Consider the following 26,362-nt stretch of genomic DNA (forward strand, 5'->3'; position numbering starts at 1 on the left):
ATAGTGAAGATAAAGGAGGTTTAACTCATGATCCAACAAGAAACACGATTAAAAGTAGCAGATAACTCTGGTGCGCGTGAAGTTCTTACAATTAAAGTATTAGGTGGATCTGGTCGTAAAACAGCTAACATTGGTGACGTTATCGTTGTAAGTGTTAAAAATGCTACACCAGGTGGCGTTGTCAAAAAAGGTGAAGTAGTAAAAGCTGTTGTAGTTCGTACTAAATCAGGTGTACGCCGTAACGATGGTTCATATATCAAATTTGATGAAAATGCATGTGTCATCATTCGTGACGACAAAGGCCCACGTGGTACTCGTATTTTTGGACCTGTTGCTCGTGAATTACGTGAAGGCAACTTCATGAAAATTGTATCATTAGCTCCAGAAGTACTTTAATAAAACATTTATAAATATATAAATTTAAGGAGGTGCCACACATGCATATCAAAAAAGGTGACAACGTAAAAGTTATCGCAGGTAAAGACAAAGGTAAAGAAGGTAAAGTTGTTTCAACTGAACCTAAAAAAGACCGTGTCGTTGTGGAAGGTGTCAATATAATTAAAAAGCACCAAAAACCAACTCAATTTAATCCTGAAGGTGGAATCTTAGAAACAGAGGCAGCAATCCATGTTTCTAATGTACAGTTATTAGACCCTAAAACGAATGAACCAACACGCGTAGGTCATAAATTCGTAGATGGTAAAAAAGTTCGTATCGCTAAAAAATCTGGCGAAGAAATCAAATCTAATAATTAATAATTAATTGAAAGGAGGATCCACTGTGAACCGTTTAAAAGAAAAATTCAATTCTGAAGTTACTCAAAACTTAGTTAAGCAATTTGACTACAGTTCAGTAATGGAAGTTCCAAAAATAGAAAAAATCGTTGTAAATATGGGTGTCGGTGACGCTGTTCAAAATACTAAAGTATTAGATGATGCTGTAGAAGAATTACAAGCTATCACTGGTCAAAAACCATTAATTACAAAAGCTAAAAAATCAGTAGCAACATTCCGTTTACGTGAAGGTATGCCTATCGGTGCGAAAGTAACACTACGTGGTGAAAGAATGTATGACTTTTTAGATAAATTAATTGCTGTTTCACTTCCACGTGTACGTGACTTCCAAGGTGTATCTAAAACTGCATTCGATGGTAGAGGTAACTACACTTTAGGTGTTAAAGAACAATTAATTTTCCCAGAAATTGACTATGACCGAGTAAATAAAGTACGAGGAATGGATATCGTTATCGTAACGACTGCTAACACTGACGAGGAAGCTCGTGAATTGTTATCACAATTCGGTATGCCATTTCACAAATAATCTCTAAAGGAGGCTAATTAAGTGGCTAAAACTTCAATGGTTGCTAAGCAACAAAAAAAACAAAAGTTCCAAGTACGTGAGTATACTCGTTGTGAACGCTGTGGTCGTCCACATTCTGTATATCGTAAATTTAAATTATGCCGTATTTGTTTCCGTGAATTAGCTTATAAAGGCCAAATCCCTGGCGTTCGTAAAGCTAGCTGGTAATAGAAAATAGTCTGAAAGGAGGCAACAATCAATGACAATCAACGATCCAATTGCAGATATGCTAACTCGTGTAAGAAACGCAAACATGGTGCGTCACGATAAGTTAGAATTACCTGCTTCAAACATTAAAAAAGAAATTGCTGAAATTTTAAAAAGTGAAGGTTTCATTAAAAACGTAGAATACGTTGAAGACGATAAACAAGGGGTTATCCGTTTATTCCTTAAATATGGTCAAAACAATGAACGTGTTATCACTGGTTTAAAACGTATTTCAAAACCTGGTTTACGTGTATATGCTAAAGCTAACGAAGTACCTAAAGTACTTAATGGTTTAGGTATTGCATTAGTTTCAACTTCTGAAGGTGTTGTAACTGATAAAGAAGCTAGAAAACGTAACATCGGTGGAGAAATCCTAGGTTACATTTGGTAATAATAAATAATAAGGAGGTGCGATAACATGAGTCGTGTTGGTAAAAAAATTATTGACATCCCTAGCGACGTAACAGTAAGTGTTGAAGGTAACACAATCACTGTTAAAGGTCCTAAAGGTGAATTATCAAGAACAATGAATGAAAGAATGACATATAAACAAGACGAAAGCACTTTAGAAGTTGTAAGACCAACTGATTCTAAAGATGATAGAACAGTACATGGTACAACTCGTGCTTTAATTAACAATATGATACAAGGTGTTAAAGAAGGATACCAAAAAACACTTGAACTTGTTGGTGTTGGTTACCGTGCTCAAATGCAAGGTAATGACTTAATTTTAAACGTTGGTTACTCTCACCCAGTTGAAATTAAAGCTGATGATGGTATTACTTTCGGTGTTGAGAAAAACACAACAGTAACTGTTGCTGGTATTTCTAAAGAACAAGTTGGAGCAATCGCTTCAAACATTCGTTCAGTAAGACCTCCAGAACCTTATAAAGGTAAAGGAATTCGTTACCAAGGTGAATACGTTCGCCGTAAAGAAGGTAAAACTGGTAAATAATAAATAACTTTCAGAAGAAAGGAGTATTAAGATGATCAGCAAAATTGATAAAAACAAAGTGCGTCTTAAAAGACATGCGCGTGTACGTAATAAATTAGCTGGCACAGCAGAAAAACCACGTTTGAACATCTATCGTTCAAATAAACACATCTATGCACAAGTCATTGATGATGTAAATGGTAAAACATTAGCACAAGCTTCAACTCAAGAAAAAGATTTAGCAAATGAATCTGGATCAAAAGTTGAATTATCAGCTAAAGTTGGCGAAACTGTAGCTAAAAGAGCTAGCGAAAAAGGCGTAAAAACAATTGTATTTGACCGTGGAGGATATTTATACCATGGCCGTGTTAAAGCCTTAGCAGATGCAGCTCGTGAAAATGGTTTAGAATTTTAATTTAAAGGAGGGACATTTACATGGCTCGTAGAGAAGAAGCGAAAGAATTTGAAGAACGCGTTGTTACAATTAACCGTGTTGCGAAAGTTGTAAAAGGTGGTCGTCGTTTCCGTTTCACTGCATTAGTAGTAGTTGGAGATAAGAACGGTCGCGTTGGTTTCGGTACTGGTAAAGCACAAGAGGTACCTGAAGCAATCAAAAAAGCAGTTGAAGCAGCTAAAAAAGATTTAGTTGTAGTTCCACGTGTTGAAGGTACAACACCTCACACAATTACTGGACGTTTCAGTTCAGGCAGTGTATTTATGAAACCAGCTGCACCAGGTACTGGTGTAATCGCAGGTGGCCCTGTTCGTGCGGTATTAGAATTAGCGGGTATCACTGATATCTTAAGTAAATCTTTAGGTTCAAATACACCAATTAACATGGTTCGTGCTACAATCAATGGATTAAAAAACCTTAAAAATGCTGAAGATGTTGCGAAATTACGCGGCAAATCAGTAGAAGAATTATACAATTAAGGAGGGAAAATAAGTTATGGCTAAATTACAAATTACCCTCACTCGTAGTGTTATAGGTCGTCCAGAAACACAACGTAAAACTGTTGAAGCTTTAGGTTTGAAAAAAACAAACTCTTCAGTAGTTGTTGAAGATAACCCTGCTATTCGTGGGCAAATCAACAAAGTAAGTCACTTAGTGACAGTAGAAGAAAAATAATTTTAAGGAGGTGCCGATATGAAATTACATGAGTTAAAACCAGCAGAAGGTTCTCGTAAAGTTCGTAACCGCGTTGGACGTGGTGCAGCTACTGGTAACGGTAAAACTAGTGGTCGTGGACAAAAAGGACAAAAAGCGCGTTCAGGTGGTAGTGTAAGACCAGGCTTCGAAGGTGGACAATTACCATTATTCCGTCGCTTACCAAAACGAGGTTTTACTAACATCAACCGTAAAGAATATGCTATTGTTAACTTAGACCAACTTAATAAATTTGAAGATGGTACTGAAGTAACTCCTGCTTTATTAGTAGAATCTGGTGTAGTTAAGAGTGAAAAATCTGGTATTAAAATACTAGGTACTGGTTCTCTTGATAAAAAACTAACAGTTAAAGCTAGCAAATTCTCTGCATCTGCAGCAGAAGCTATTGATGCAAAAGGCGGAGCACACGAGGTGATCTAATGTTTGAAACGCTTGTGAGCTTCTTTAAAACAAAAGAAGTTCGTAACAAGATCTTTTTTACTCTCGCAATGTTAGTTATTTTTAAAATAGGTACTTATATTCCAGCACCTGGTGTTAACCCAGCTGCTTTTGACAGTCAACAAGGTTCTCAAGGTGTCACTGACTTGTTAAATACATTTGGTGGCGGAGCCTTGAAGAACTTTTCTATCTTTGCCATGGGTATAATGCCTTATATTACTGCGTCAATCGTAATGCAGTTATTACAAATGGATATTGTTCCGAAGTTTTCAGAGTGGGCAAAACAAGGTGATGCAGGTAGAAAGAAACTTAATAACGTAACGCGTTATTTTGCTATTGTACTTGCTTTTATCCAATCTATTGGGATGGCTTTCCAATTTAATAATTATTTAAAAGGTCAATTGATCATGGATCAATCGATTCTTAGTTATTTATTAATCGCTGTTGTTTTAACAGCTGGAACAGCATTCTTAATATGGTTAGGTGAACAAATCACTCAATTCGGTGTTGGTAATGGTATTTCCATTATCATCTTCGCTGGTATTTTGTCTTCATTACCTTCATCACTAATCCAGTTTTATCAACAGGCCTTTGTTGGCCAAGATGATACTTCTATGGCTTGGTTGAAAGTAATTGGCTTAATTATTGGAATGATATTATTAACGGTTGGTGCAATATATGTACTACAAGCTATTCGTAAAATTCCAATTCAATATGCGAAGAAACAATCAGCACAACGATTAGGTTCACAAGCAACATATTTACCTTTGAAAGTTAACTCTGCAGGTGTTATCCCAGTTATCTTTGCAATGGCATTCTTCTTGTTACCAAGAACATTGACATTGTTTTTCCCTGACGCAAGTTGGGCGCAAAAGGTATCAGACGTGGCAAATCCATCGAATAACATTGGTATGATTGTGTACGTTGTACTCATCATAGCATTTGCTTACTTCTATGCATTTGTACAAGTTAATCCTGAAAAGATGGCAGATAACCTGAAGAAACAAGGAAGTTATGTTCCAGGTATTAGACCTGGCGAACAAACCAAAAAATATATTACTAGAGTTCTCTATCGTTTAACTTTTGTCGGATCAATATTCTTAGCTGTAATAGCGATTCTGCCAATTATTGCAACGAAAGTAATGAGCTTACCACAGTCTATTCAGGTTGGTGGTACGAGCTTACTAATTGTAATTGGTGTAGCGATTGAAACAATGAAAAGTCTAGAAGCTCAAGTGAGCCAAAAAGATTATAGAGGCTTTGGTGGTAGATAAATTGTAGGAGGGCATTTATGAATATCATTTTAATGGGTTTACCTGGTGCAGGTAAAGGAACTCAAGCGAGTGAAATTGTTAAGAAATTCCCAATTCCACACATATCTACTGGTGACATGTTCAGAAAAGCGATTAAAGATGAAACGGATTTAGGTAAAGAAGCTAAATCGTACATGGATCGTGGAGAATTAGTCCCTGATGAAGTTACTGTGGGTATCGTTAAAGATAGAATATCTGAAGACGATGCGAAAAAAGGATTCTTACTTGACGGCTTTCCTCGTACTATTGAACAAGCTGAAGCATTAAGTAATATCATGAAAGAATTAGATAGAGAAATTGATGCTGTTATCAATATAGAGGTACCTGAAGAAGAATTAATGAACCGCCTCACTGGTCGTAGAATCTGTGAGAAATGCGGAACAACTTATCATCTTGTATTCAATCCTCCAAAAGTTGATGGTATTTGTGATCTTGACGGTGGTAAATTATATCAACGTGAAGATGACAACCCAGAAACAGTTGCTAATCGTTTAAACGTCAATGTAAAACAATCTAAACCTATCTTAGAATTCTATGATAATAAAAATGTTTTGAAAAACATTGATGGTTCTAGAGATATTAAAGTCGTTACAAACGACGTCATTGATATCTTAGAAGATTTAAAATAAGATCAACTTTGTACGGTCTATGTAATGTCAAAGGTATAATTAAATAAGAGTGACAATGCGATTACGTAATTCATTATATTTGTTAAACTGATTAACAACACTTATAGACACGTATGGTTAGAGTTGATTTTTGACGATAACCGACTATTTCATAAAGGGGGAAGTTAATTAATGGCTAAACAAGATGTAATTGAATTAGAAGGTACTGTATTAGATACTTTACCAAATGCAATGTTTAAAGTAGAATTAGAAAATGGTCATGAAATTTTAGCTCACGTAAGTGGTAAAATTAGAATGAATTATATTCGTATTCTACCTGGCGACAAAGTAACAGTAGAAATGTCTCCGTATGATTTAACACGCGGAAGAATTACGTATCGTTATAAATAATCGTCACTCCATAATATAGGGAGGTTTAAAAATGAAAGTAAGACCATCAGTAAAACCAATTTGCGAAAAATGTAAAGTCATTAAACGTAAAGGTAAAGTAATGGTAATTTGTAGCAACCCAAAACATAAACAAAGACAAGGTTAATAAAGAGAGGTGTAAATAATTATGGCACGTATTGCAGGAGTAGATATTCCACGTGAAAAACGTATTGTTATTTCATTAACTTATGTGTACGGTATCGGTACTACTACAGCTAACAAAATTGCTGAAGAAGCTAACGTATCACCAGAAACACGCGTTAAAGATTTAACTGATGATGAATTAGGTCGTATCCGTGAAGTTGTTGACAACTATAAAGTAGAAGGTGACTTACGTCGTGAGCAAAACTTAAACATTAAACGTTTAATGGAAATCTCATCATACCGTGGTATCCGTCACCGTCGTGGATTACCAGTTCGCGGACAAAAAACAAAAAACAATGCTCGTACTCGTAAAGGCCCAGTTAAAACTGTAGCTAACAAGAAAAAATAATAGGTAAAGGAGGCAAAATTTAAATGGCACGTAAACAAGTATCTCGTAAACGTAGAGTGAAAAAGAATATTGAAAATGGTGTGGCACACATCCGTTCAACATTCAATAATACAATCGTAACTATTACTGATGAATTTGGTAATGCGTTATCATGGTCATCAGCAGGTGCATTAGGATTTAAAGGTTCAAAAAAATCAACTCCATTTGCAGCTCAAATGGCATCAGAAACTGCTTCAAAAACAGCTATGGAACATGGTTTAAAATCTGTTGAAGTTACTGTAAAAGGTCCAGGTCCTGGTCGTGAATCAGCTATCCGTGCGTTACAATCAGCTGGATTAGAAGTAACTGCAATCCGTGACGTTACTCCAGTACCACATAATGGTTGTCGTCCGCCAAAACGTCGTCGCGTATAATTTTATTGTTATTGTCGCAGGTCACTGAGAAATACAGTAAAAATCAATCGACGTAAACAAGGAGGATATTTGTAAATGATTGAAATCGAAAAACCTAGAATTGAAACAATTGAAATTAGTGAAGATGCTAAATTCGGTAAGTTCGTTGTTGAACCACTAGAACGTGGCTACGGTACTACACTAGGAAACTCCTTACGTCGTATCCTACTATCTTCATTACCAGGTGCAGCCGTTAAGTACATTGAGATCGAAGGCGTATTACACGAATTCTCAGCAATAGACAATGTCGTTGAAGATGTATCTACAATTATTATGAACATCAAAAAACTAGCATTGAAAATCTATTCTGAAGAAGATAAAACTTTAGAAATTGATGTTAAAGATGAAGGCGATGTAACTGCAAGTGACATTACTCATGATAGTGATGTTGAAATTTTAAATCCTGAGATTAAAATTGCAACAGTTTCAAAAGGTGGACATTTAAAAATCCGTCTAGTTGCTAACAAGGGTAGAGGTTACGCATTAGCAGAACAAAACAAAACTAGTGATTTACCAATTGGTGTAATTCCAGTCGACTCACTTTATTCTCCAGTTGAACGTGTTAACTACACTGTAGAAAACACACGTGTGGGTCAAAGTAGTGATTTTGATAAATTGACATTGGATGTTTGGACAAATGGTTCAATCACACCACAAGAGTCAGTTTCATTAGCTGCAAAAATCTTAACTGAACACTTGAATATCTTCGTTGGATTAACTGATCAAGCACAAAATGCTGAAATCATGATTGAAAAAGAAGAGGATCAAAAAGAAAAAGTACTTGAAATGTCTATTGAAGAATTAGACTTATCAGTACGTTCATACAATTGCTTAAAACGTGCAGGTATCAACTCTGTTCAAGAATTAGCTGATAAATCTGAAGCAGATATGATGAAAGTACGTAATTTAGGTCGTAAATCTTTAGAAGAAGTTAAGTATAAACTTGAAGACCTAGGTTTAGGTTTAAGAAAAGAAGATTAATATAAAGGAGGTTAACTCATGGGTTACAGAAAATTAGGTCGTACTTCTGATCAACGTAAAGCGATGTTACGTGACTTAGCTACTTCACTTATCGTTAGTGAACGTGTTGAAACTACAGAAGCGCGTGCAAAAGAATTACGTAGTGTTGTTGAAAAATTAATCACTTTAGGTAAAAAAGGCGATTTAGCTTCACGTCGTCAAGCAGCTAAAACTTTACGTAATGTTGAAATCTTAAACGAAGATGAAACAGTACAAACTGCATTACAAAAATTATTCGGTGAAGTTGCTGAACGTTATACAGAACGTCAAGGCGGTTACACTCGTATTCTTAAAGTAGGTCCTCGTCGCGGCGATGGTGCTGAATCAGTAATTATTGAATTAGTTTAATTTAAATACATGTACTACTATATATAAAGCAAATGAGTGCAACGATAATGTTTGCCACATACAAATATTGTCTAGCTCAGAGTACCCCATCAAAACTAAATAAAACTTTAAAGCGTGAACTCAAAAATGATGATGGGGTGCGCGCTTTTTTATATTATTAGACCCCCTTAATTCCAAAGGAATTTAGGGGGTCTTATGCAATTGCGGAGCAATAGTAATCGACTGAACCATAATTCCAAAGGAATTTAGGGGGTCTTATGCAATTGCGGAGCAATAGTAAACATTAATTATTGGAACATAAACACGTTTTTAAATTAGAATACGGATTGATTTTGTCACAATGATTAACTATCTAAACTTTCTTTAGATTACCTTTTCATGTAAAATAGATAAGGTATATAAAAAACGTTATGATTAATTGGGAGGCTAGAGATATGGATACGCATGACAATATTATTACATTTAACCATGTTAGATTTAAATATAATAGTGATGAGCCACTTGCGTTAAATGATGTATCTTTTGGCATTCCAAAAGGGAAATGGACTTCAATTGTTGGTCATAATGGTTCTGGTAAATCTACGATTGCAAAATTAATGGTCGGTATTGAAAAACCTAGTGATGGGCATATTTATTTTCGTAATCAATGTATTAACCAACAAAATTTGAGTGATTTGAGACAGCATATAGGCATTGTCTTTCAAAATCCAGAAAATCAGTTTGTGGGTTCTACAGTAGCGTTCGATGTCGCTTTTGGACTTGAAAATAATAGCGTCTCATATGACGATATGCAACGTATAGTGCCCAAAGCGTTGGAAGACGTTGAAATGTTAGATAGAGCAGATTATGAGCCACAGTCACTCTCTGGTGGTCAAAAACAACGGGTTGCAATTGCTGGTGTTCTTGCATTAAATACAGATGTAATTATATTGGATGAGGCAACGTCTATGTTAGATCCAGCAGGAAGAAAAGAACTTATTAGTTTAATCCATCGCTTGAAAGAAGAAAAAGAGGTTACAATCATTTCTATTACACATGACTTAACTGAAGCTGCAGAAGCAGATTATTTAGTTGTCTTAAATGATGGTGAAGTATATCAAACAGGTAAGCCGCAACATGTATTTAATGATGGAGACGGTCTGACGGAAATTGGATTAGATTTACCTTTTTCTATTCGCATGGCACGTACTTTGTTGGGGAGCACGGATTTTATAACTTATGAAGGGCTGGTAAAAAAAATATGACAGTCAAATTTAATCAAGTAAGTTATGTATATCAAAAGGGCACCCCATTTGAACATGTAGCTTTAAGGGATATTGAAACTACATTTCAGCAAGGGAAATATTACGCAGTCATAGGTCAAACTGGTTCTGGTAAATCGACATTAATCCAGCATTTTAATGGTTTACTTAAACCTTCTACCGGTAAATTGCAAATCGATGATATAACCATTACCCATAAAACTAAGGATAAAGTATTGAAACAAATTCGTAAGCGTATCGGTGTTGTGTTCCAATTTCCTGAATCACAACTCTTTGAAGATTCAGTAGAAAGAGAAATATTGTTTGGTCCAAAAAACTTTAATATGCCTATAGATGAAGTAAAAGCACGTGCATATAAGCTATTAATCGATTTTGGTTTTAGTAGAGATATATTGCAGCAATCACCTTTTCAGATGTCTGGTGGTCAGATGCGAAAAATTGCTATAACATCTATATTGGCTATGGATCCAGATATCGTTATATTAGATGAACCTACGGCTGGACTTGATCCAAAAAGTAGAGATCAAATAATGAAAATGATTAAAAAACTGCAAGTAGAACAAAATAAAACAATCATACTTGTGACACACGAAATGAATGATGTTGCAAAATATGTGGATGAAATAAAAATAATGAAACAAGGTCAACTCGTCGAAGCATGCTCACCTAGAAAGTTGTTTAGTGATACGAATTATGTTAATCAATTGCATTTAGATGTTCCAGATGTTGTAAAATTGCAAAGAGATATTGAGGATAAATATCAATATTATTTCAATAAAATAGCATTAACAGAAGATGAATTTATTGATATGTATAAGGAGTGGCAAGAAGATGAAAGATAAGTTTATAATTGGACGCTATCTTCCTTTAAATACAATTATCCATCATTTGGATCCTAGAGTTAAATTAATATTTGTATTTTTATTTATTGTGTTAATATTTTTTGCACACTCATTTGGAACATATTTATGGTTATTTATTTTGATAATTAGCATTATGAAATTAGCACATATAAAATTTTGGTTCTTAATTAAGGGATTAACACCAATATGGATATTTTTAATATTTACCTTTCTTATGCATTTATTTCTAACTAAAGGTGGTTCACGCATATTTGAAATAGGATTTATTTCTATAGATATACAGGGTATTCTAGAAGGTATCTATATTGTACTTAGACTGATGTTTATTATCATGATATCAACGATTATGACCTTAAGTACAAGTCCGATAGATTTGACTGATGCGTTTGAACGATTATTATCACCGCTTAAAATTGTTAAAATACCAGTACATCAATTGAGTATGATGATGTCCATTGCACTTAGATTTATACCAACATTAATGAATGAATTAGATAAAATTATTTTAGCGCAAAAATCACGTGGTTCAGAAATAAGTTCAGGTGGACTTATTAACAGAATCAAAGCATTTATACCCTTACTTATCCCATTATTTATTTCAGCTTTCCAAAGAGCAGAAGATTTAGCTATAGCCATGGAAGTAAGAGGGTACGATACTCAAAAAATACGTACCAGCTATCGCAGATTAGAGTGGCAGTTTAAGGATACAATTACATTAATTTTGATTATACCCATTGCCATTATATTATTTGGTTTAAAATATTTAGGAGTGTAATAACAGATGCGAGTCTTAGTTAATATTTCATACCAAGGGAGCCAGTTTCTTGGTTTCCAAATTCAGCAACACGGAAGAACCATTCAACAGCAATTTGAAAAGATATTAAAACGCATGCATAAGCATGAGGTAAGAATACATCCAAGTAGTAGAACCGACAGAGGCGTACATGCGATTGAACAGTATTTTCATTTTGATACAGAATTAAATATTCCAGAACAGCAATGGCAATATGCAATGAACCGTGCGCTACCAGATGATATTTATGTCAATGATGTTTCTTTTGTTAATGATGATTTTCATTGTAGATATGATTGCGTTGGAAAATCTTACCGTTATAAGATTTATCAATCAGCCCATAAAGATCCATTTCTTTGTGGATTAAAAACTTATGTGCCTGAACAGTTAGATATTGAAAAGATGAATATGGCAGCGCAACATTTTATAGGAACACATGATTTCACAGGCTTTTGTTCTCAGAAGACTGAGGTTGAAAATAAGATAAGAACATTATATGAAAGTCGCATAGAAAAGACAGAAAGGGGCTTTGACTATATTGTCACAGGCTCTGGATTCCTATATAATATGGTACGTGTGTTAATTGCATTTTTAATAGAAGTGGGTAAAGGCAAGAGAGAACCACAAGAGGTCCCACAGTTATTAGAAGCAAGAGATCGTAATCAAGTTCCCTTTACCGCGCCGGCTGAAGGATTGTACTTAGAGAAGATTTATTTAACACCCAATGAATTAATTCAAGACTTTGGTAATAATATAAAAATACATCAAAAAAAATCATCACAAAATCTTTAAATTAGATTGACAAAACGACAGAAAAATTATACGATTACTAACGGTATTGTTTTATATCACCCACGATAAGCCCCGGAATCTTATTGTGTAACACGATATAGAAGCACGTAGAAACAAACAATTAATAAAATAAATGAAATCTAAGTTTTAAAAAGTATAAACTATTAAACGAGAAACATTTATTCATTCTAGGAGGACAATTATATGCGTCAAACATTTATGGCTAATGAATCAAACATTGAGCGCAAATGGTATGTTATTGATGCTGAAGGTAAAACATTTGGTCGTTTATCATCAGAAGTAGCAGCTATTTTACGCGGTAAAAATAAAGTAACTTATACACCACACGTTGATACAGGTGATTACGTAATCGTCATCAACGCTTCAAAAATCCATTTCACTGGTAATAAAGAGCGCGATAAAATGTACTATCGTCACTCTAACCACCCAGGCGGAATTAAATCAATTTCAGCTGGTGAGTTAAAAGCGAATAACCCAGAACGTTTACTTGAAAATTCAATTAAAGGAATGTTACCAAGCACTCGTTTAGGTGAAAAACAAGGTAAAAAATTATTTGTATATGGTGGCGCTGAACATCCACACGCTGCACAACAACCAGAAAACTACGAGTTACGTGGTTAATTAAAAGGAGGAAATTACATTGGCACAAGTTGAATATAGAGGCACAGGCCGTCGTAAAAACTCAGTAGCACGTGTACGTTTAGTACCAGGCGAAGGTAATATTACTGTAAACGGTCGCGATGTACGTAGCTATTTACCATTCGAATCATTAATTTTAGACATTAACCAAGCATTCGATGTAACAGAAACTAAAGGTAACTATGATGTATTAGTTAACGTTCAAGGTGGAGGATTTACTGGACAAGCTCAAGCAATCCGTCACGGAATTTCTCGTGCATTATTAGAAGCTGATCCTGAATACAGAGGTTCTTTAAAACGCGCTGGATTACTTACTCGTGACCCACGTATGAAAGAACGTAAAAAACCAGGTCTTAAAAAAGCTCGTCGTTCACCACAATTCTCAAAACGTTAATATTACCGAAACTGTTGCGAATCTATTGTTCGCTTACAGATTTGCTACACGAGTTGCAACAGCAATTTGTGTTCAAATTAATCATCGTTTTAAAGCTCCAGCATAAGCTGGAGCTTTTTTTATTTATTATAGATATCACAATGACTACTAAATGATGCTTATTTGAGTCATTTAATCTATAATAGTAGTACACAATTTTTTAATTTGGAGTACGAATATGAAAAAGAGAACAGCGATATATACAACTATCGTAATGATGATTATTTTATTTGTCATCATTACAATTTCAATTTTTAAATTTAACGACAATAGAAAAATTAGTCATAACGATCGTAGTCATATACCCACGTTTTATTTACATGGTTATGCAGGTACAGGAAACTCAATGAAGTTATTAGTGAACGCTGCTTACCAATTAGATAATGAAAAAGATGTTGTTAGGGCAAGGGTATCTCGAAATGGAATGGTGACATTTGAAGGGGATTTAAATTTTAATGCGAAAAATCCAATCATTGACATTATTTTAGAAGATAATACAAATAAAGATTTAAACAAAAATGCACAGTGGATTCGAAATGTCATCATTGCGACCATGACACAGTATCATTTTAATAAATTTAATTTTGTAGCACACTCCATGGGTAATCAATCTTTCAGTTATTATATGTTGAATTATGGTGATGATCTGCATTTACCAAAACTAAATAAACAAGTTAGTTTAGCAGGAAATTTTAACGGCGAAGTAGACATCAATGGTTTAGATTTAAATATAACATTGAACAATCAAGGAAAACCTAATTTAATGTTAAAAGATTATAAAGATATATTACCAATGAAGCATGAATATCCTAAAGATGCTCATGTGTTAAATATTTATGGTGATATTGGCGATGGCACACATTCAGATGGACGTGTAACAAATGTATCTTCAAAATCGTTGGAATATTTACTAGGAGATCACATAGCAAGTTATGAAACCTTTAAAGTGACGGGTCCTCAAGCAGAACATAGTGAATTACATGATAATCAAATTGTCATAGATAAAATCAACACATTTTTATGGGGAAATGAAAAGCATTAACAAAATAAGCCAGTGTCTACCCAATCATCATGTTGGTAGCACTGGCTTATTTAAGCATTAGCTTGAGATAATAAATTTAATAATGATTTACGATTTTCTTCACCAAATACGTGTGGTTGAATCATGATTTCGTCAATATCAAAATCTGTCATCATTAATTTTAATTTTGAGATGACTTCATCTGGAGAACCTACGATAACTCTATTTTGATGTTGTTCTATTTTTTCTAATTCGCGGGACGAATATTTTCGTTGTGCTGCATAAGAGGTCGATGGATAAAATTTAGGTTGATCCAAGTAGTTAATTCGCAATAACCATAGATGAAAAGCATGTGCTAATGACTCACGCTGACTTGCGTCGGTAGCTGTTATGACGAAAGAAGACATAATTACATATGACTGTTTTGCTGGGTGATATTGTTTGAACAACCAACGATAATGATTAATCACTGATTGTATTTGATTTTTATTTTGCCCCATGTTCGCAATGACAAAAGAGAGCCCTTGTTTAGCCGCAAGTGTAGCGCTTGTTTTACTTGTACCTAAGATGAACATATCCGGTTTGGTTTCTATTATCGGTGTGGCACGTAAATCCTTATAACGGTGGTTACTATCTGTGTCATCATTAAAATAATGTATTAAATCTTTAATTTGCGTTAAGTAGTCAGGTTGCTCTGATTTAAATTCATTTAGTGCTTGATTGACATTTTTATAACTTGGAGAATGACCAGTACCTATGTTTACACGGTTTGGATGGCGTGCTTCCATAACTTTAAATATTTCAGCGACTTTATAGGCACTATAGTGAGGCAACATGATACCGCCACTGCCAATTTTAATCAATGTCGTATTTTCTAATAAAGACATCATTAGCATTTCAGGTGCGCTAGAAGCAACAGACAATACTTGGTGATGTTCTGCAATCCAATAACGTTGATAACCTAATTGTTCGGATAATTGTGCTAAAGCTACAGCGTGATTGATTGCGTCGGTTGCACTACGTCCTTCAAATATTGGAACATAATCTAATATACTTAGTTTCACAATAGATTTCCCCTATCTTCAATATTAAGTTTAATTTGTATAATATAGCCAAATCATAACATGAGCGGATAAGTCTAAATAAGCGATTTGATTGATAGAACAAAACTATCTCTATAGAATATAAGAAAAGAGTGAATGGAGGCAATATAATGAAAACAGAAAGAATCGTATTAGCCAAAAGACCAGAAGGTATTCCTTCTAATGATGTATTCAAGTATGAAACAGTTGAAGTTGGTATGCCAGATAGTGAAGAAATACAAATTGAGACGCTCTATATTTCAGTAGATCCATACATGAGAGGTCGAATGGATGATAGTAAATCATATATTACACCATTCCAATTAAATGAAGCAATGAATGGTCACATCGTTGGTAAAGTAACTGAATCCAATGCGGATGGGTTCAATAAAGGTGACATTGTTACAGGTACTTTCCCTTGGCAAAAAGTTGTGAATGTAAAAGCAAAGCATGCCATTAAGGTTACGCAAACGAATATCCCTTTATATTTATATCTAAGTGTACTAGGTATGACGGGACAAACGGCATATCATGGTTTATTAAAAATTGGACAACCCCAAGAAGGAGAAACGGTTGTAGTATCAGCCGCTTCAGGTGCGGTAGGTTCAGTAGTGGGTCAGATAGCTAAATTAAAAGGCGCACACGTAGTGGGGATTGCTGGTGGCAAAGAAAAAACGAACTACTTAACTGACTCTTTAGGATTTGATGAGGCTGTTGACTATAAAGCAGATAACTTTTCAGAAGCACTGTCCAAAGCAGTACCTAATGGTGTAGATGTTTACTTTGAAAATGTTGGCGGTACTGTCGGAGATGAAGTAATGAAACACTTAAATCAATTTGCACGTATACCTGTGTGCGGTGCTATTTCAGGTTACAATAATACAGAAATAGAATATGGCCCACGTATTCAGCCAATTATTATTAAATCACAGGCCTTAATGCAAGGCTTTATCGTGGCAAATTATGCCGATGATTTTGCTAATGCAAGTAAAAAACTTGCGCAATGGGTACAAGAAGATAAGATTAAAACAAAAACTTCAGTAATGGAAGGATTCGATAATGTACCAGAAGCCTTTAGAAACTTATTTACAGGTGATAACTTTGGTAAACAAGTCGTTCAAGTTTCGGATAATAACTAATTATTAAGGAGATGCATGTTATGAAAGCGATCGGTGCAGATAAAAATTTTAATTTAGATGAAGGTAATTTATTTTACGAGTTTGATACTGAAACGCCACAACCAAAGCAATATGAATTACTGGTTCGTGTTAAAACAATCAGTGTGAATCCGGTAGATACAAAAATAAGAAAAACACCAGTAGAGCATGCACCACGCATATTGGGCTATGATGGTGTAGGTATTGTTGAGGCGGTAGGACCAGATGTAAGCCATTTTAATGTTGGTGATGAGGTATATTATTCTGGATCTCCAAAATATCAAGGGTCTAACCAAGTTTTGCAATTAGTAGATGAACGATTAGTTGCTAAAAAACCAAAGAATATATCAAATGTGGAAGCGGCAAGCTTGCCTTTAACAGGACTTACAGCATATGAAACATTATTTGATGCTTTTAAAATTTCATTTAATCCAGAAGAAAACAAAGGTAAATCTATCTTAATTATTAATGGTGCAGGCGGTGTAGGAAGTATCGCTACGCAAATCGCAAAGCATTACGGTTTAAATGTTATTACAACAGCATCACGTGAAGAAACAATTAATTGGTCCAAAGATATGGGTGCAGACATTGTACTTAACCATAAAAATGATTTAGCTGAAGAATTCAAGAAATATGAAATAAGTGAAGTAGATTATATCTTCTGTACATTTGATACGGATATGTACTATGAAAAGATGATTGAATTAGTAAAACCTAGAGGCACGATAGTTACGATTGTAGCCTTTAACAATAAGCAAGATTTAAACTTACTCAAACCTAAAAGTATTACATTCACACATGAATTCATGTCAGCCCGTCCAATTCATGAAACAGAAGATATGCAAATACATCGTGATTATTTAACAGATATAACTGAAAAAATCGAAGCGGGTATTTATAAACCAACTGTTACAGAAGTGATTGAAGGTTTAACTGTCGATCATTTATACGAGGCGCATGTTAAACTTGAAAACCAAGGAATGATAGGCAAACTGGTTATTAAACTATAAGTGTAAACAAAGTCATTTTATTTAAACATGCAATATAAACGTATTATAAACATCTTTTAAATTAGGCCACTTAGCAATGGTTAATTTAAAAGATGTTTTTTTAATTTTGAAGCGTGATTATTAATATTTAAATATCTGTAACACTGTTCGCTGTATACGAATATATGCAAAAAGATAGGGTATGTATCATACATAAAGTATAGGGAGTGTGTAAATTTGATATGCGTCTAAATAAATTAACAGTGGTATTTTGGGTAGCATTACTAATCTGTACGCTATTTGTGGTGTATGGTGCAGTTTTACCTAAGCAACTTGAAATGGTTACGCAAAATATTACGAATTTTATTGCAGTCAATTTTGGCTGGTATTATTTATTACTTGTATTATTTATTTTGATTGTTTGTGTTTATTTATTATTTTCAAGGTATTCATCTATTACTTTAGGGGAAGAAGGAGAAGATCCTGAATTCTCTTTAAAATCATGGTTTGCCATGTTATTTAGTGCGGGTATGGGTATCGGTTTAGTATTTTGGACAACTGCAGAACCTATTAGCCATGCATTCACTTTAACACCGTTACATAAGGCAGGTACACAAACCGCCATAAATGAAGCTATGCAATTCTCATTTTTCCATTGGGGCGTTCATGCTTGGGCTGTATATGGCATAGTTGGACTTGTATTTGCTTATTTTAATTTTCATAAAGGTTATCCAGGTTTAGTAAGTGCTACACTAACACCTATTTTAGGAACTAAAATGATGAGAGGACCTATAGGTGGTTCGATAGATGTCTTAGCTATCATTGCCACAGTTACAGGTGTAGCAGCAACATTGGGATTTGGTGCTTTACAAATCAATGAAGGCTTGCATTTCTTATTCGATATTCCGTCGAATTTTGTAACACAAGTCATTATTATTGTGATAGCAACCGTATTATTCACATGGTCAGCGTGGTCTGGTATTGATAAAGGGATCAAAAATCTAAGTAATATCAATATGATTTTAGCTTTTATTGTATTACTTGTTCTATTTTGTGTTGGACCAACATTGAATATTTTAAATACGTTTACCAATTCATTGGGAGACTATATTGCGAATTTCTTTAATATGAGTTTACGTATCCCACAAGCAGGTGGAGAAAAATTCCAATGGCTACAACAATGGACGATATTCTATTGGGCATGGTGGATTTCATGGGCACCATTTGTAGGTATATTTATTGCACGTGTTTCTAGAGGGAGAACGATTAAAGAATTTATACTGGGGGTACTATTTGTACCAGCAGTTGTTTGTTTCTTATTTTTTGCAGTCTTTGGTGCGTCTGCCATCTATTTACAACAAAATGGAATTGCCAATATTGCAAAAGAAGCAACCGAAACAGCGACATTTGCGACGTTAGAACATTTTCCATTAGGGTTTGTACTCAGTATAGTGACATTAGTCGTTATTATGATTTTCTTTGTAACTTCAGCTGACTCAGCTACGTATGTTTTAGGTATGCTTAGTTCGAAGGGCAGTATCAATCCTTCAGGTTTTGTTAAAGTAAGTTGGGGCATTATTTTAGCATTATTCGCTATGATTATGATCTATACTGGCGGCACGCAATCTATTCAGAACTTATTAATCATCGCAGCCTTGCCATTCTCGATTGTTATTATATTTATGATTTGGTCACTTTTTAAATCATTATCTATTGAAAAACCAAGGCCTAGTAATAAATTAATGATTTCAGATGATAAGCTTTTACAATATCGTAAAGCAAATCAGGAAGATAAATTTGAACAAAATAGTAAATAAGCAAAATTTAATAGTGAGTCTCAATTTGTTTTGTCAAAATTGTTAAAAATAAAATTCAATAAAAATGTTTTTAAGAATTTTTTTAAGGGTATGTATTCTGTATGACAAGTACATATTATCAAAGCATAGGAGGTGTCATACGAGGTGAAACGACTTAAGAATTTTATCCTTGGTCTTTTAATCGTAGTAATTGTTGGCTTTTTACTCTTTATGTATATAAAAGATTCCAGAATAACTCAGTATCAAGATTATTTTACTCAGTTTAACTGGTTTGAACCAACACTTATTGGATTAGCCGCATTACTTATTATTATTGGTCTCATTTTAGTATTCAGCTTGTTTAAACCTACGTATAGAAAACCTGGACTTTATAAAGATTTTGAAGATGGTCATATTTATGTATCTAGAAAAGCGGTTGAAAAATCAGCTTACGATACACTTACACAATATGATCAAATACGTCAACCAAACGTCATTGCAAAACTTTATAACAAGAAGAAGAAATCTCACATTGCTTTAAAAGCAGATTTCTTTGTTCCTGGTGATGTTCAGGTTAAATCTTTAACAGAAGAAATTAGAAATGACATCAAGCAAAATGTTGAGCATTTTACAGAATTACCTGTTTCAAAATTAGAGGTTAACGTTAGAGATCAAAAAACTTCAGGCAAACGTGTGTTGTAAGGGAGGGTTATCATGGCTAACAATAATAACCAAAATGGACAAGATTCTACACAAGAAGTGGTTGATTTTTTCAAAACTTTTAAATGGAGAATTATCGGCTTCTTGACATTCTTAATCATTGCGATTTTATTCCTAACTTTAGGTTTTTGGAGTACAATTTTAATTTTAGTATTATGTTTGATTGGAATAGGAATCGGGTACATTAAAGACCGTAAGCAAGACTTTTTAAATTTCCTTAATCGATGGAGTTAATCTATTAAAATGATGTAACAAAGTAGTAGTGATTATTAAGTATTTATAAAATAAATTTTATTTAACAAAGTAGTAGTGATTATTAAGTATTTATAAAATAAATTTTATTTAACAAAGTAGTAGTGATTATTAAGTATTTATAAAATAAATTTTATTTAACAAAGGAGAATGTATTATGGCAGTAGATAACAACAAAGCTAAACAAGCTTATGACAACCAAACAGGTGTAAATGAGAAAGAACAAGAACAAAGACAAGAGCAACAAAATCAACAACCTGAGTTCACTAATAAATTATCATTTTCTGATGAAGTAATTGAAAAAATTGCTGGTATTGCAGCACGTGAAGTTAGTGGTATTTTAGAAATGAAAGGCGGATTTGTCGACAACATTTCTAGCTCATTCGGTAGCAGCAACAATGTAACACAAGGTGTTAGTGTTGAAGTTGGTGAAAAACAAGCTGCTGTTGACTTAAAAGTTGTTTTAGAATATGGCGAATCAGCTCCAAAAATCTTCCGTAAAGTAACTGACTTAGTTAAAGAACAAGTTAAATATATTACTGGTCTTGACGTAGTTGAAGTTAATATGCGCGTTGAAGATGTAATGACTAAAAAAGAATGGTCTCAAAAAAATGAAAAAAACCAAAGCTCAAACAATGAGGACAAAGGTTTACAATAATTAATTGAGAATCTAATAAAAGTACCGATAAAGCCTAGGCTTTATCGGTACTTTTTTCGTATTTAAAATTAATATAAACGCATTCATTCAATCTATTTTTACTTTAATCTAGCGGACGGTAAAGTGGGTTATCGACTTTGATGTACGTATAATAGTCTGCTTCATCTTCTAATCTCATTGTCGTTACACATTTATAATCAATTTTCGAAGCAAATAAAATGGATTTAATTGATTTGATTCTAGTCGTATCATCCATAGTTTGTGAGATTACTTGAAGTTTTTCATGAAGCATATTGCTAATCATAGACCAAATTGAAGTCTCCAAGTCTTTACTTTCACTAGCCTGAGCTATGGATACGATGAGTTCACCGAGATGATTTTGGATACTTGAATAGAAGACTTTGTTAAATACGGTTTGAGATTGATCAGTTAATATTAATGACTTTTCATGAAATGTATCGGTAGAATAACCCATGCTATTTAGATAGTGCTCATCAATACGTAAACCCTCAAAATCCCTAATATAGAGCTTATCTATAGAACCATCATGTTTAAATGTCGCAATTGAATTTTGTAAGTGAGCTTCTAAAGCGATGCCATATTTTACATATAACGGTAATGCTAAATCTATTAATGCTTGAGCATACGATTGGATCCATTGGATACTCGCCTCATCATAACTCTCGAATTGATGTGCTTTTTTGTATTTTTTAATTAATGTCCATATAGGTGTTTCACTATTATTGATATAGTTAGCAACAAGACTTGATGGAATCATCGGTATGGTATTGCTTTGAATAGATTTATAAATGTTTTCACGAAATAGTGTACCTAATTGTTCACTTTTAATGGTTTGTATCGATTCGGCGTCTTGCGGATTATAAAAATGTATACTTGCGAGCTCATCAATTGTATCTGCCTTAATATTTTTAAAGAGACTATCTGTGCTTTTAATATTATTTAATATTCTTGTAACTTGTGGCCCATTAATTGTTGTCTGTTCAGATAAAGTACGAATTTCACCAGTAATGTGAACATTAGTGGATAACTTGATATGTGGTAATGTTTCTGGTAATTCAGGCATCAGCGTCCTAAATGATAAACCTGCAAAATAATCTAATTCGTAGTCAACAGGGATAATGAGTCCTTTTTCAAGTTCTTGAATATAATCTTGTTTTAAAATTTCATCATATTGCCATGGATGTACAGCCATCGCGTAGTAATTATCAACTTTGTCATTACCGAGTATTTTAACTGCTGAATCATGTAAACCATCAAAGCAATTGTAGACTAAGTCATTATAATTATTATTTAAAGCATGTGTTTTAGCGATATTTTTATGAATTAATATAAATTGCAATTTGATGTTATTTGCAAATTCAGAAGAATAAGCAATTGCAGTTTCAGGTGTCATACCTTTACGTAATTTGGCACCTGGATGTAATGGATGACCTTCGACAACTGCTTGCTCAGACCTTAAATACGGATCGGCCGATGCGTAAATGAGTTCACACAATGTTTCGCTATCATCAGTCAGTGTATACGCCTGATAACTTAATGCTATGGCCATATTAGCTACGCTATTATCCATATCTTCTTTGAACTGCATACTTGCCTCATTATCTAAGTGAGGTGCTTCTAATAAAATACACGATAATATTTCACTTGGATGTAATATACGATGATATTCATTATTTTGTTCAAAATAAAATGGCCCTGTCACATTAATTCTGTCGAAGGCATGTTGTCCTAAAATAGGCGCATATAACTTTCTTTGTGCATGTGGGAATGAAATTGTTAATACTTTCGTATGTGGTGTAGCTATTGTGAAAGATAACTGTTTAGTATCAATGATTTCACTGTAATCTCGGCAATTAACTAAATTCTCCCGATGCATTGAAGTTATCAATCTTTGTGAAATTTTATCTCGACTTTCTAATAATATAGAATTAAATGCCTCTGCCCAAGTAGGGTTTACAGATTGTATATAAGACAGCGCGTATTGTTCATCATTAGTAAGTTTATTAATTAAATTGTTGTCGTTTATTTTGGAATTCATAATGCACCTCTAAAAAAATTATTTTACAAACGTATAAGATATTTGTATAATCCATATTATCGATAATGATAATTATTATCAATTAAAAAAACAGGAGGAATTACATGGCAAAGTATTTTTTTCCAAGTTCATTCTTACTGTTTTTAGGGAACTGGATTGGACAAATTACGCTGAATTGGTATGTATTTACTTTATATCATAACGCAATTTATCTCGGATTAATTAATTTTTTCCGACTCGTACCCATTTTGCTCATAAGTGTATGGGCGGGCAGTTTGGCAGATAAATATGAAAAAGGTAATCTTTTAAAAATAACTGTATCAGCGTCTTGCATATTAACTACTATACTATGTATTTTAACATTTCAACATGCAAAACTACCTATTGTTGTATTTTTAATTTATGCGCTTGGGCGGGGAATAATGAGCGCTATAGAAACACCAGTACGTCAAGCAGTGCTACCAGATTTAACTCAAAGATTAACGACGACTCAGGCTGTTGCTTATCACTCATTTATTATTAATATTTGTAGATCGATTGGACCCGCCATCGCAGGTTTTATCATGGCTACTTACAATGCAGAAATAAGTTTTGGCGTTCAAGCGTTTTGCTATCTTGTATCACTCATACTTTGTTTGCCATTGAACTTTAGTGAGCATATAATAGCTAAGGAAAATACAGATGTAAGCATAAAGTATGTGATGACATATTTTAAAGAAAATTTAGAAGGATCTAGAATCTTTGTGACGTCATTATTGATTATGGCAACTGGATTTACCTATACAACGTTATTACCAGTATTAACGGATAAAACATTTCCCAACCAAGTGACTATTTTTGGGAGTGCTATGACGTGTTGTGCGATAGGTGGTATTATTGCAACCATGATTTTACCTAATATTTTAGAGAAAGTATCAATGGTGAAAATGTATTACGTGAGTTCGATTTTATTCGGAGTATCACTGCTTTGTACAATTAGCAGTCAAACTTGGTTGTTATTTACATCTATATTCTTTATAGGTCTTTTTAGCCAATGGGCACGCACTACAAATAGAATTTACTTCCAACATCGAGTGAAAGCAGAACATAGAGGTAAAATACTCAGCGTCGTAATGATGGACAGAGGAATGATTCCTTTAGGCGCAATGGTCATGAGTTTCTTGGCAGAATTTATCGGGATTATTGAAACTTTCGTCATCATGGGTATAAGTACATTTATCATCGCATTCGTATTTAGTGTGATTAGTAGACAAAGAAAAAATGGAGGCAGTATTGTATGATGCATCAAACGTGGCAGTTAGCAGATAGAAATGTACAATATCGTATTTTTAATGCAATTATTAAAGAACAAATTTTTCCTGAAAACATGTTTTTTAACGAGTATGAGCATTTTGTTGAATTGCAAATTCATGGCCAAGTGTTGAAATTACAAAAATCTAGAAAGAGTGCTATGGAAAGATATGAATTTTATGGTGCTATCTCCTATATCAAAGGTAAAGTAGAGACTGAGATTGCTTCATTAGAACAACTTTTAACTGTACTGGATACTCATTTTGATATTCCAATTAGTCAAAGATTAACTGAAGAATTGCTATCCAGTAGAGAAGGGTTCGCATTAACGTATGAACACTTTAATCATAGACAATCGCTAATTCATGCAACACTTAAATTTTCAAAAATGCCTGAAACAATTAATTTCTTTTCATGGCTTCAACATATGGCAGATACTGAACAAATTAATGACTTAAGTTATTCAGAAAGTCTTGTCATCGAAGGTCATCCAACACACCCTTTATCAAAGACGAAGTTACCTTTATCAGAAGCAGAGATTAAACAATATGCACCAGAATTTGAAAAAATAATTGGTTTGCCAATCATGCTTATACATAAACAACATTGTGTCATAACATCTATGGAAAACGATACGGACTTCATTTTAGATGAGATTGTTCCTGAATATCGTTATAAATTAAAAGCCTTCTTGGATGTTCACGACTTGGAATTAAATGATTATAGTTTAATGTTTGTACACCCTTGGCAGTATGAAAAGGTTATTCCGCATCAATTTGCAGAATGGATTGAATCTAAGTATTTATTACCAACACCTTTTGAAGTTGAAGCAAAAGCAACACTATCATTTAGAACGATGCAATTAATAGGGAAACCTTACCATATCAAGTTACCAGTTGATGTACAAGCCACAAGTGCAGTACGTACAGTGTCTAGTGTGACAACGGTAGATGGGCCTAAACTCAGTTATGAATTACAGGATATGCTAGATATATATCCTCAACTGCATGTTTCTATGGAGCCGTTTGGTATTCATGCTAAGACGGAGCCTGATATTGCACGTCATTTGGCTTGTATTGTCAGACATCAACCCTATTTGGCTGATAATGGTACAACTATAGTGACAGCGAGTTTAGTCAATAGAAATCCAGTTGATAACCAAATAACAGTAGATAGTTATTTGAATTGGATTAATGATGAAATTACAGAGGGTACGATTAAGAAATTTCTCAGTGTTTATACCAAAACATTGATTGATCCTTTAGTAGCCTATATACAAGATTATGGTATTGCTTTAGAAGCACATATGCAAAATACAATTGTTAATTTAGGTCCTAATTATCAAATGCAATTTATTATTAGAGATTTAGGTGGTTCAAGAATTGATTTATCAACATTACAACAAAAATTGCCCAATATCACGCTTACAAATAAAAGTTTAATAGCAGAAAATATAGAATCAGTCATTGCTAAATTTCAACATGCTGTAATTCAAAATCAAATTGCGGAACTGATTCATCATTTTTCTCAATATGATGGGGTTGAAGAAACACAGCTATTTGAGATTGTAAGTGAAATTGTAGAACAAGCAATTGATCCCCATAAACCACATGCCCAAAAATTAAGAAATGTGCTATTTGGGCCGACAATTACTGTTAAAGCTTTATTAAGAATGAGAATGGAAAGCAAAGTGAAACAATATGTAACAATAGATTTGAGGAATCCGATATATAAAGAGGTGTAAC

35 protein-coding genes are annotated in these 26,362 nt (G+C 33.8%); 33 read left to right on the plus strand and 2 right to left on the minus strand.

All coding sequences use genetic code 11. The features are described 5' to 3' along the window. The first annotated feature begins 27 nt into the window (after window positions 1-27). From rplN to M1D64_RS03500, 25 genes are all read left to right on the plus strand, one after another. Window positions 28-396 (plus strand): 50S ribosomal protein L14, encoded by a 369-nt coding sequence (gene rplN, locus M1D64_RS03380; protein ID WP_002482622.1) that lies wholly within the window; start codon window positions 28-30, stop codon window positions 394-396. Between the two features lie 41 nt (window positions 397-437). Further along, window positions 438-755 (plus strand): 50S ribosomal protein L24, encoded by a 318-nt coding sequence (gene rplX / locus M1D64_RS03385; RefSeq protein ID WP_002482623.1) that lies wholly within the window; start codon window positions 438-440, stop codon window positions 753-755. Window positions 756-780: 25 nt separating this feature from the next. Next, window positions 781-1,320 carry a 50S ribosomal protein L5 gene (gene rplE / locus M1D64_RS03390; RefSeq protein WP_002482624.1) on the plus strand — a complete coding sequence of 180 codons (540 nt, stop codon included), beginning with the start codon at window positions 781-783 and terminating at the stop codon, window positions 1,318-1,320. A 21-nt stretch (window positions 1,321-1,341) separates the two neighbouring features. Beyond that, a complete protein-coding gene (locus M1D64_RS03395) occupies window positions 1,342-1,527 on the plus strand; it encodes a type Z 30S ribosomal protein S14 (protein ID WP_002482625.1) in 186 nt (61 codons plus the stop codon). 31 nt (window positions 1,528-1,558) lie between these two features. Next, on the plus strand, window positions 1,559-1,957 hold the full coding sequence (rpsH, locus tag M1D64_RS03400; RefSeq protein WP_002482626.1) for a 30S ribosomal protein S8: 399 nt from the start codon (window positions 1,559-1,561) through the stop codon (window positions 1,955-1,957). A gap of 27 nt (window positions 1,958-1,984) precedes the next feature. Continuing rightward, window positions 1,985-2,521, plus strand: coding sequence for a 50S ribosomal protein L6 (gene rplF / locus M1D64_RS03405; protein WP_002482627.1), 537 nt, complete (start codon window positions 1,985-1,987; stop codon window positions 2,519-2,521). Window positions 2,522-2,552: 31 nt separating this feature from the next. Beyond that, entirely contained in the window at window positions 2,553-2,915 is a 363-nt protein-coding gene (rplR, locus tag M1D64_RS03410; RefSeq protein WP_002482628.1) for a 50S ribosomal protein L18, read from the plus strand. 20 nt (window positions 2,916-2,935) lie between these two features. Continuing rightward, window positions 2,936-3,433, plus strand: a complete 498-nt coding sequence (gene rpsE, locus M1D64_RS03415; RefSeq protein ID WP_011302602.1) for a 30S ribosomal protein S5 — start codon at window positions 2,936-2,938, stop codon at window positions 3,431-3,433. A gap of 16 nt (window positions 3,434-3,449) precedes the next feature. Then, the gene (gene rpmD, locus M1D64_RS03420) at window positions 3,450-3,629 is read left to right on the plus strand and encodes a 50S ribosomal protein L30 (protein ID WP_002482630.1); all 180 of its coding nucleotides are present in this window, start codon (window positions 3,450-3,452) and stop codon (window positions 3,627-3,629) included. Window positions 3,630-3,647: 18 nt separating this feature from the next. Continuing rightward, window positions 3,648-4,088: a 50S ribosomal protein L15 gene (gene rplO / locus M1D64_RS03425; protein WP_002482631.1), complete on the plus strand. Its 441-nt coding sequence runs from the start codon at window positions 3,648-3,650 to the stop codon at window positions 4,086-4,088. Then, window positions 4,088-5,380, plus strand: coding sequence for a preprotein translocase subunit SecY (gene secY / locus M1D64_RS03430; protein WP_037537939.1), 1,293 nt, complete (start codon window positions 4,088-4,090; stop codon window positions 5,378-5,380). Before rplO ends, secY begins: the two co-directional genes overlap by 1 nt. A gap of 17 nt (window positions 5,381-5,397) precedes the next feature. Further along, on the plus strand, window positions 5,398-6,048 hold the full coding sequence (locus M1D64_RS03435; protein WP_011302604.1) for an adenylate kinase: 651 nt from the start codon (window positions 5,398-5,400) through the stop codon (window positions 6,046-6,048). A 171-nt stretch (window positions 6,049-6,219) separates the two neighbouring features. Then, the gene (gene infA, locus M1D64_RS03440; RefSeq protein ID WP_001118443.1) at window positions 6,220-6,438 is read left to right on the plus strand and encodes a translation initiation factor IF-1; all 219 of its coding nucleotides are present in this window, start codon (window positions 6,220-6,222) and stop codon (window positions 6,436-6,438) included. 31 nt (window positions 6,439-6,469) lie between these two features. Next, window positions 6,470-6,583: a 50S ribosomal protein L36 gene (rpmJ, locus tag M1D64_RS03445; RefSeq protein WP_002482634.1), complete on the plus strand. Its 114-nt coding sequence runs from the start codon at window positions 6,470-6,472 to the stop codon at window positions 6,581-6,583. Between the two features lie 21 nt (window positions 6,584-6,604). Then, window positions 6,605-6,970, plus strand: coding sequence for a 30S ribosomal protein S13 (rpsM, locus tag M1D64_RS03450; RefSeq protein WP_002482635.1), 366 nt, complete (start codon window positions 6,605-6,607; stop codon window positions 6,968-6,970). 23 nt (window positions 6,971-6,993) lie between these two features. Continuing rightward, window positions 6,994-7,383: a 30S ribosomal protein S11 gene (gene rpsK, locus M1D64_RS03455; protein WP_002482636.1), complete on the plus strand. Its 390-nt coding sequence runs from the start codon at window positions 6,994-6,996 to the stop codon at window positions 7,381-7,383. Between the two features lie 75 nt (window positions 7,384-7,458). Then, window positions 7,459-8,403: a DNA-directed RNA polymerase subunit alpha gene (locus M1D64_RS03460; protein WP_002482637.1), complete on the plus strand. Its 945-nt coding sequence runs from the start codon at window positions 7,459-7,461 to the stop codon at window positions 8,401-8,403. An 18-nt stretch (window positions 8,404-8,421) separates the two neighbouring features. Beyond that, window positions 8,422-8,790: a 50S ribosomal protein L17 gene (gene rplQ, locus M1D64_RS03465; RefSeq protein WP_002482638.1), complete on the plus strand. Its 369-nt coding sequence runs from the start codon at window positions 8,422-8,424 to the stop codon at window positions 8,788-8,790. A gap of 434 nt (window positions 8,791-9,224) precedes the next feature. Continuing rightward, window positions 9,225-10,034, plus strand: coding sequence for an energy-coupling factor transporter ATPase (locus tag M1D64_RS03470; protein ID WP_069821517.1), 810 nt, complete (start codon window positions 9,225-9,227; stop codon window positions 10,032-10,034). Then, on the plus strand, window positions 10,031-10,894 hold the full coding sequence (locus M1D64_RS03475) for an energy-coupling factor transporter ATPase (protein WP_002482640.1): 864 nt from the start codon (window positions 10,031-10,033) through the stop codon (window positions 10,892-10,894). The genes M1D64_RS03470 and M1D64_RS03475 overlap by 4 nt, the downstream gene beginning before the upstream one ends. Next, window positions 10,884-11,690, plus strand: coding sequence for an energy-coupling factor transporter transmembrane component T family protein (locus tag M1D64_RS03480; RefSeq protein ID WP_002482641.1), 807 nt, complete (start codon window positions 10,884-10,886; stop codon window positions 11,688-11,690). Before M1D64_RS03475 ends, M1D64_RS03480 begins: the two co-directional genes overlap by 11 nt. Before the next feature lie 6 nt (window positions 11,691-11,696). After that, the gene (gene truA, locus M1D64_RS03485; protein WP_194379137.1) at window positions 11,697-12,500 is read left to right on the plus strand and encodes a tRNA pseudouridine(38-40) synthase TruA; all 804 of its coding nucleotides are present in this window, start codon (window positions 11,697-11,699) and stop codon (window positions 12,498-12,500) included. A 204-nt stretch (window positions 12,501-12,704) separates the two neighbouring features. After that, the gene (rplM, locus tag M1D64_RS03490; protein ID WP_002482643.1) at window positions 12,705-13,142 is read left to right on the plus strand and encodes a 50S ribosomal protein L13; all 438 of its coding nucleotides are present in this window, start codon (window positions 12,705-12,707) and stop codon (window positions 13,140-13,142) included. Between the two features lie 19 nt (window positions 13,143-13,161). Continuing rightward, a complete protein-coding gene (gene rpsI, locus M1D64_RS03495) occupies window positions 13,162-13,554 on the plus strand; it encodes a 30S ribosomal protein S9 (RefSeq protein WP_002482644.1) in 393 nt (130 codons plus the stop codon). Between the two features lie 217 nt (window positions 13,555-13,771). Continuing rightward, complete coding sequence (locus M1D64_RS03500) at window positions 13,772-14,635, plus strand: alpha/beta hydrolase (RefSeq protein ID WP_069826082.1); 864 nt, start codon at window positions 13,772-13,774, stop codon at window positions 14,633-14,635. 50 nt (window positions 14,636-14,685) lie between these two features. On the opposite strand, the gene M1D64_RS03505 is transcribed toward M1D64_RS03500, so the two are convergent. Next, complete coding sequence (locus M1D64_RS03505) at window positions 14,686-15,678, minus strand: LLM class flavin-dependent oxidoreductase (protein WP_069826081.1); 993 nt, start codon at window positions 15,676-15,678, stop codon at window positions 14,686-14,688. A gap of 149 nt (window positions 15,679-15,827) precedes the next feature. Between M1D64_RS03505 and M1D64_RS03510 the strand changes: the two genes are divergently transcribed. From M1D64_RS03510 to M1D64_RS03535, 6 genes are all read left to right on the plus strand, one after another. Further along, window positions 15,828-16,835 (plus strand): NADP-dependent oxidoreductase, encoded by a 1,008-nt coding sequence (locus M1D64_RS03510; RefSeq protein WP_002482647.1) that lies wholly within the window; start codon window positions 15,828-15,830, stop codon window positions 16,833-16,835. A 20-nt stretch (window positions 16,836-16,855) separates the two neighbouring features. Continuing rightward, a complete protein-coding gene (locus tag M1D64_RS03515) occupies window positions 16,856-17,863 on the plus strand; it encodes a zinc-binding alcohol dehydrogenase family protein (protein WP_011302615.1) in 1,008 nt (335 codons plus the stop codon). A gap of 221 nt (window positions 17,864-18,084) precedes the next feature. Next, window positions 18,085-19,659, plus strand: coding sequence for a BCCT family transporter (locus M1D64_RS03520; protein ID WP_075339842.1), 1,575 nt, complete (start codon window positions 18,085-18,087; stop codon window positions 19,657-19,659). A 144-nt stretch (window positions 19,660-19,803) separates the two neighbouring features. Further along, a complete protein-coding gene (amaP, locus tag M1D64_RS03525; protein WP_011302617.1) occupies window positions 19,804-20,340 on the plus strand; it encodes an alkaline shock response membrane anchor protein AmaP in 537 nt (178 codons plus the stop codon). Between the two features lie 12 nt (window positions 20,341-20,352). Beyond that, the gene (locus M1D64_RS03530) at window positions 20,353-20,592 is read left to right on the plus strand and encodes a DUF2273 domain-containing protein (RefSeq protein WP_037537971.1); all 240 of its coding nucleotides are present in this window, start codon (window positions 20,353-20,355) and stop codon (window positions 20,590-20,592) included. A 175-nt stretch (window positions 20,593-20,767) separates the two neighbouring features. After that, window positions 20,768-21,268, plus strand: coding sequence for an Asp23/Gls24 family envelope stress response protein (locus tag M1D64_RS03535; RefSeq protein ID WP_041080815.1), 501 nt, complete (start codon window positions 20,768-20,770; stop codon window positions 21,266-21,268). A 103-nt stretch (window positions 21,269-21,371) separates the two neighbouring features. On the opposite strand, the gene M1D64_RS03540 is transcribed toward M1D64_RS03535, so the two are convergent. Next, window positions 21,372-23,327 carry an IucA/IucC family protein gene (locus M1D64_RS03540; protein WP_480977549.1) on the minus strand — a complete coding sequence of 652 codons (1,956 nt, stop codon included), beginning with the start codon at window positions 23,325-23,327 and terminating at the stop codon, window positions 21,372-21,374. A 104-nt stretch (window positions 23,328-23,431) separates the two neighbouring features. Here M1D64_RS03540 and M1D64_RS03545 point away from each other — a divergent pair, with 104 nt between their 5' ends. Both M1D64_RS03545 and M1D64_RS03550 read left to right on the plus strand, forming a co-directional pair. Then, window positions 23,432-24,607 carry an MFS transporter gene (locus M1D64_RS03545; protein ID WP_175267829.1) on the plus strand — a complete coding sequence of 392 codons (1,176 nt, stop codon included), beginning with the start codon at window positions 23,432-23,434 and terminating at the stop codon, window positions 24,605-24,607. Beyond that, on the plus strand, window positions 24,604-26,361 hold the full coding sequence (locus M1D64_RS03550) for an IucA/IucC family protein (protein ID WP_041080819.1): 1,758 nt from the start codon (window positions 24,604-24,606) through the stop codon (window positions 26,359-26,361). The genes M1D64_RS03545 and M1D64_RS03550 overlap by 4 nt, the downstream gene beginning before the upstream one ends. Window position 26,362 lies beyond the last annotated feature (1 nt).

Source organism: Staphylococcus sp. Z5-21, from assembly GCF_056529615.1.

Bases quoted from the DNA above. Each gene is read 5' to 3' on its own strand.
- M1D64_RS03480 (WP_002482641.1), top strand. From the start codon at position 10,884: ATGAAAGATAAGTTTATAATTGGACGCTATCTTCCTTTAAATACAATT.
- rplO (WP_002482631.1), top strand. From the start codon at position 3,648: ATGAAATTACATGAGTTAAAACCAGCAGAAGGTTCTCGTAAAGTTCGT.
- M1D64_RS03545 (WP_175267829.1), top strand. From the start codon at position 23,432: ATGGCAAAGTATTTTTTTCCAAGTTCATTCTTACTGTTTTTAGGGAAC.
- rpmD (WP_002482630.1), top strand. From the start codon at position 3,450: ATGGCTAAATTACAAATTACCCTCACTCGTAGTGTTATAGGTCGTCCA.
- rplN (WP_002482622.1), top strand. From the start codon at position 28: ATGATCCAACAAGAAACACGATTAAAAGTAGCAGATAACTCTGGTGCG.
- M1D64_RS03550 (WP_041080819.1), top strand. From the start codon at position 24,604: ATGATGCATCAAACGTGGCAGTTAGCAGATAGAAATGTACAATATCGT.
- M1D64_RS03475 (WP_002482640.1), top strand. From the start codon at position 10,031: ATGACAGTCAAATTTAATCAAGTAAGTTATGTATATCAAAAGGGCACC.
- rplM (WP_002482643.1), top strand. From the start codon at position 12,705: ATGCGTCAAACATTTATGGCTAATGAATCAAACATTGAGCGCAAATGG.
- rpsH (WP_002482626.1), top strand. From the start codon at position 1,559: ATGACAATCAACGATCCAATTGCAGATATGCTAACTCGTGTAAGAAAC.
- rplX (WP_002482623.1), top strand. From the start codon at position 438: ATGCATATCAAAAAAGGTGACAACGTAAAAGTTATCGCAGGTAAAGAC.
- truA (WP_194379137.1), top strand. From the start codon at position 11,697: ATGCGAGTCTTAGTTAATATTTCATACCAAGGGAGCCAGTTTCTTGGT.
- M1D64_RS03510 (WP_002482647.1), top strand. From the start codon at position 15,828: ATGAAAACAGAAAGAATCGTATTAGCCAAAAGACCAGAAGGTATTCCT.
- M1D64_RS03530 (WP_037537971.1), top strand. From the start codon at position 20,353: ATGGCTAACAATAATAACCAAAATGGACAAGATTCTACACAAGAAGTG.
- M1D64_RS03470 (WP_069821517.1), top strand. From the start codon at position 9,225: ATGGATACGCATGACAATATTATTACATTTAACCATGTTAGATTTAAA.
- M1D64_RS03515 (WP_011302615.1), top strand. From the start codon at position 16,856: ATGAAAGCGATCGGTGCAGATAAAAATTTTAATTTAGATGAAGGTAAT.
- rplR (WP_002482628.1), top strand. From the start codon at position 2,553: ATGATCAGCAAAATTGATAAAAACAAAGTGCGTCTTAAAAGACATGCG.
- rpmJ (WP_002482634.1), top strand. From the start codon at position 6,470: ATGAAAGTAAGACCATCAGTAAAACCAATTTGCGAAAAATGTAAAGTC.
- rpsE (WP_011302602.1), top strand. From the start codon at position 2,936: ATGGCTCGTAGAGAAGAAGCGAAAGAATTTGAAGAACGCGTTGTTACA.
- rplF (WP_002482627.1), top strand. From the start codon at position 1,985: ATGAGTCGTGTTGGTAAAAAAATTATTGACATCCCTAGCGACGTAACA.
- M1D64_RS03535 (WP_041080815.1), top strand. From the start codon at position 20,768: ATGGCAGTAGATAACAACAAAGCTAAACAAGCTTATGACAACCAAACA.
- M1D64_RS03435 (WP_011302604.1), top strand. From the start codon at position 5,398: ATGAATATCATTTTAATGGGTTTACCTGGTGCAGGTAAAGGAACTCAA.
- M1D64_RS03500 (WP_069826082.1), top strand. From the start codon at position 13,772: ATGAAAAAGAGAACAGCGATATATACAACTATCGTAATGATGATTATT.
- rplQ (WP_002482638.1), top strand. From the start codon at position 8,422: ATGGGTTACAGAAAATTAGGTCGTACTTCTGATCAACGTAAAGCGATG.
- rpsK (WP_002482636.1), top strand. From the start codon at position 6,994: ATGGCACGTAAACAAGTATCTCGTAAACGTAGAGTGAAAAAGAATATT.
- rpsM (WP_002482635.1), top strand. From the start codon at position 6,605: ATGGCACGTATTGCAGGAGTAGATATTCCACGTGAAAAACGTATTGTT.
- infA (WP_001118443.1), top strand. From the start codon at position 6,220: ATGGCTAAACAAGATGTAATTGAATTAGAAGGTACTGTATTAGATACT.
- M1D64_RS03520 (WP_075339842.1), top strand. From the start codon at position 18,085: ATGCGTCTAAATAAATTAACAGTGGTATTTTGGGTAGCATTACTAATC.
- M1D64_RS03460 (WP_002482637.1), top strand. From the start codon at position 7,459: ATGATTGAAATCGAAAAACCTAGAATTGAAACAATTGAAATTAGTGAA.
- secY (WP_037537939.1), top strand. From the start codon at position 4,088: ATGTTTGAAACGCTTGTGAGCTTCTTTAAAACAAAAGAAGTTCGTAAC.
- M1D64_RS03540 (WP_480977549.1), bottom strand. From the start codon at position 23,327: ATGAATTCCAAAATAAACGACAACAATTTAATTAATAAACTTACTAAT.